Below are 4,429 nucleotides of genomic sequence, written 5' to 3' on the forward strand. Positions count from 1 at the left end.
GCCAGCGTTCAATCTGAGCCATGATCAAACTCTTCAGTTTAAAATCAATAGTGCATATAGTGCACCAATCTTGGCTCATCAATTACTGACAAAAATTTGCTCAAATAAACTTCGAGTAATTTCTACCATCAATCAATGAAAATAATTTCGATTAATCAACCAGTAAAAATCCACACAAGTTGTTCTTCATAATCTCTTAATGATCTATTTTCTACCTCGTCAGTAGAAAATATAACGCAATAAACATCTAACAACTTAACCTGTTCAGCTAAGCTCGTTTGCTGTATCGCGTCGGGATGCTGCGTATTCTATACAGTTTCAGAACTCTTGCAAGCCCTATTACAGAATTTTCTATCAATCTCTATTTGAGTGTTTATTTTTTAACCCATTAGCGTATTTTTAGCACGTTCCAAGCATTTATTGAGCATTTTTTACACATTACTACATTCATTTTTTAGATCATGAATGACATTTTCATTTTACCCCTTCATTGCAAAACAATAAAACCAGCCTGAGCTGGTTTTTTCTTTATATTAATTCGCTTGTTCTGCTAACCACGACATAAACCGTTGACGTTCGGTTTTGTCTGCTTTTTGCCATAACTGAATCAGTTGCTGATCCAGATCTGCACTTTGAGTGGAAACTGCTGTAACTTTAGATTGTGCAGCCAATTGTGGATATACGGGCGCAGGCTGATTGACGGGTGGAGTTTTCTTTTGAGTTAAATCCATAGTTTTAGCAAATAGACTTTGTGTTAGCCACGGCTTTTGTTCTGTATTAGCCCCTTTTTGTTGCACCACTATCTGTTGATTCTTATCAAACAAGGCCACGATTGGTTGTTCAGCATATTTTTTGGCAGTTTCGAAATTTTTTGGCGCATTCACCAAATCTAAACGATAATTTTCACCTTCTTTTAATTCTGGTGTTTTGATAGTCACCACACCGGATTTCACAATGTCATGCTCGCCATTTAAATGTTCAAAATACTGGCTATAACGAACACTGATACTGTTTGCTCCAGCATCCAGCTGATATTGGTTATTTGCAGCGCGAAATAATCCTGTATTCACTTCCTGATCATTCACTGCCAGAATTTTAATTTCCTCTGGCGCTGAAATGTTTACCGCTGAAAATGCTGTACCACTTGCGATTAATGCAGCCACAGCAAAAGTTAATCTTAAAGCCATCCGATTATCTCTGTTCATTGTTAAATTTTAGTTGCACTATGCAATGGATAAATGTCAATTTTATGACAAAGAGCTTTCGGACACAGCCACTGCTTCAAGACTTTGTGGAGATAAGCTTTGCAATTAAATAGATATATAGTAATTATTTGGACATAAAAAGAGCGCTAATTTAGCACTCTTAATGTTTTGAAAATATACGGATAGCCTAATCAAATTTCTTAAAACGCTCGGCATTATCCATAAATGTTTTTTCACCGGCAGATGCTTCAATCGAACCAAAGACCAATTGCGCTCGAAGTTTCCAGTTTTCTGGAAGTGCAAATGTTTTTGCAACCTCATGATCAATGACAGGATTATAATGTTGTAAGGAAGCTCCAATATGCCGCTCGGCCAATGCCGTCCATAGAGCAAATTGTGCAATACCTGTCGAATGTTCCGACCATGCAGGAAAATGCTCTGCATATAAAGGAAATTGTTCTTGCAACGATTTTACCTTGTCCTGATCTTCAAAAAATAGAACTGTGCCATAACCTGCAGCAAAACTGTCAATTTTTGCATTGGTCGCATCAAAAGCACCTTCAGGCACCAGTTTTCTTAAAGTTTCGCGTACGATATTCCAAAATTTGGTATGTGACTCTCCATATAGCGTAACTACACGCGAGGTTTGTGAATTAAATGCAGATGGGCTATTACGCACGACATCTTTAATGATAGCTTCTAATTGATCTTGTGTTAAAGCGACATTTTTACCAATCGCATAAATGGTACGGCGCTGTTTAATTTGTTCGAGAAATGACATGGGATAATTCTCTTGGAATTTTAATCTACGTTATTTGAATAAATTTATCTTATGTTAATTTTAAACACAGTACATGGTTAAAAAAGTGACAGTATGTTTTATTTATAGAACAGTTATCACTTCTTCATTTTTTGAGTTATAATTTAAAAGAAAAAGCACCTTATTCCGGTGCTTTATTGATATATCATTCAGGTTAAAGCAGAATTCTAAAGCGTTCGTTATCTTGTGGATCCTGTTTGATCTCGGCTTTTTGTTCAATGGAGCCAAAAACCAGTTGAGCGCGCAGCAACCATGACTGATCAATATTGAAATGCTGTGCGACAGCTGAATCTATACTCGGATTATAATGCTGTAAACAAGCACCCAGACCTGCTTCAGCTAAAGCAGTCCATACTGCATATTGCGCCATGCCAGAAGTCTGTTCTGACCAGACTGGAAAATCAGCAGCATTGAATGGAATTTTCTTTTGTAATTGCCGAATGGTTTTCTGGTCTTCATAAAATAATACCGTACCTACTCCAGCCTGGCACTGATTAATTTTCACCTCTGTACCAGCAAAGACATGTACTGCTACCAATTTACGTTGCACATCTTTGACGATTTCCCAAAATTTGTCATGTGAATCCCCAAATAGCACCACAATTCTAGAGCTTTGAGAATTTAAAGCAGATGGACAACTGCGTACAGCTTCCTGAATAAGTTCAGCCAAGTAAGCCTGACTAAAGTGAACCTTTTTACCAAGCACATAAATACTACGGCGTTTTTTCAAATGATCAACAAAAGTTAACTCATACTCATCTTTCGCAGCTGTTTTTTTAAATTTCAGTTCTTTGGTGATATCTGCCGTTAGGACATGACCAATTTTTTCTAACAATGCCACAGCAAGCACTCCCCAATTCAAATGCTCAAGCTTTTAAGATTTATGCTGTATTCTAACGGCTTATAAAGGAAGTTATTTGAAACCCAAAATTTTGGATGTTGCATTTTAAATCAATCAATTAGCCTAAAAACAACAAACTCCGCATTTAGCGGAGTTTATGTGAAATGTCATGCATTTTACTTTTCAGTTTCAAAAAGCGCTGCTACAAATGATTTCGCCGAAAATGGACGTAAATCATCAATTTTTTCACCCACACCAATAAAGCGAATAGGCACATGGGTACGGCTGGCAATATTAAATAGGACACCACCTTTTGCAGTACCATCCAGTTTGGTAATAGTCAATCCAGTCAAACCAACGGCTTCATCAAAGACTTCAACTTGATTAATTGCATTTTGACCTGTACCAGCATCCACCACCAACATGATTTCATGCGGTGCTGTAGCATCAATTTTTTGCATGACGCGTTTAACTTTAGTCAGCTCCTGCATCAAGTTACTTTTATTATGCAAACGTCCTGCTGTATCTGCAATCAGCACATCAACACCTTTGGCACAGGCACTTTCAAAAGCATCAAAAATAACCGAGGCACTGTCTGCACCATGGCCCTGCGCAACTACGGCAATATTATTACGCTCACCCCAGATCTGCAGCTGTTCTGTCGCTGCTGCTCGGAAAGTATCTCCGGCAGCTAACATCACTTTTTTACCTTCACCCTGTAAGCGTTTAGCCAGTTTACCAATGGTAGTGGTTTTACCCACACCATTAATACCCACCACCAAAATCACAAACGGATTTTTGTTTGGGTCAATGTGTAAAGGTTTTACGCGTGGTGCCAGTAAAGCCACCAATTCTTCTTGCAAAGCCTTGTACAAGGAATGCGAGTAGATTAAATCGCCACGTGCTGTACGTTCGGTTAAATTAGCAATAATGGTCTTGGTTGCATCTACACCAATATCTGCCACCAATAATTGTTCTTCAACTTCCTCTAACAATTCATCATCGATTTCTTTACCACCAATGAGAATGTTGACCATACCATCTGCAAGGTTTTTACGGGTCTTGGTCAACCCTACTTTCATACGGCTAAAAAAGCCGCCTTTAGAGGTATCCTCTTGCTCTGTCTCTGTTTGCTCAGTTTCTGTGGCTACAGGCGCAGAAACAGGGCTTTGTTCTTTGGGAGTTTCAACAATAGGTACATTTACCGCAGGTAAATTCGGTAAAGTGACATCGTCATCCCCGATATCAGCATCAATCAAAAATTTATTTTGCCCATTAGATTGCTGTTGCATGCCGAATCCTTGAAAAGCATTGCGTTAAAAAACAAGGATTCTAGCATAGTTTTAATCTGCTTTTCCCAGTAGACACTGAACACACCAAAAACCAACAACTTAACCTTGCTTTCAATTCACAGTTTCTGAAAAATAATCATAAATAACCCGAATCCTGCTTAAGCTAATGATTTCATAATTTGAATTGTTGGCTTATTTCGATGGGTTAATTGGTATGCACATAAAGAAGCATAAATTCCACTTAGAAATCCATGAATACTACGAGCTTTAC

The 4,429-nt window shown here is 38.1% G+C and carries 4 protein-coding genes and 1 pseudogene; all 5 read right to left on the reverse strand.

The features are described 5' to 3' along the window. Positions 1-533: 533 nt before the first annotated feature. Positions 534-1,187 carry a DUF2057 family protein gene (locus FB6_RS05075; RefSeq protein ID WP_174558960.1) on the reverse strand — a complete coding sequence of 218 codons (654 nt, stop codon included), beginning with the start codon at positions 1,185-1,187 and terminating at the stop codon, positions 534-536. 205 nt (positions 1,188-1,392) lie between these two features. Beyond that, positions 1,393-1,986 carry a nitroreductase family protein gene (locus FB6_RS05080; RefSeq protein ID WP_174558961.1) on the reverse strand — a complete coding sequence of 198 codons (594 nt, stop codon included), beginning with the start codon at positions 1,984-1,986 and terminating at the stop codon, positions 1,393-1,395. Between the two features lie 193 nt (positions 1,987-2,179). Then, the gene (locus tag FB6_RS05085) at positions 2,180-2,866 is read right to left on the reverse strand and encodes a nitroreductase family protein (protein ID WP_174558962.1); all 687 of its coding nucleotides are present in this window, start codon (positions 2,864-2,866) and stop codon (positions 2,180-2,182) included. A gap of 176 nt (positions 2,867-3,042) precedes the next feature. Beyond that, positions 3,043-4,158 carry a signal recognition particle-docking protein FtsY gene (ftsY, locus tag FB6_RS05090; protein WP_174558963.1) on the reverse strand — a complete coding sequence of 372 codons (1,116 nt, stop codon included), beginning with the start codon at positions 4,156-4,158 and terminating at the stop codon, positions 3,043-3,045. Positions 4,159-4,316: 158 nt separating this feature from the next. Beyond that, positions 4,317-4,429: pseudogene (locus FB6_RS05095) on the reverse strand (IS982 family transposase); the annotation flags it as partial.

The organism is Acinetobacter bouvetii (genome assembly GCF_902753875.1).
Lineage (GTDB): Bacteria > Pseudomonadota > Gammaproteobacteria > Pseudomonadales > Moraxellaceae > Acinetobacter > Acinetobacter bouvetii_A.

Bases quoted from the DNA above. Each gene is read 5' to 3' on its own strand.
- FB6_RS05075 (WP_174558960.1), bottom strand. From the start codon at position 1,187: ATGGCTTTAAGATTAACTTTTGCTGTGGCTGCATTAATCGCAAGTGGT.
- FB6_RS05080 (WP_174558961.1), bottom strand. From the start codon at position 1,986: ATGTCATTTCTCGAACAAATTAAACAGCGCCGTACCATTTATGCGATT.
- ftsY (WP_174558963.1), bottom strand. From the start codon at position 4,158: ATGCAACAGCAATCTAATGGGCAAAATAAATTTTTGATTGATGCTGAT.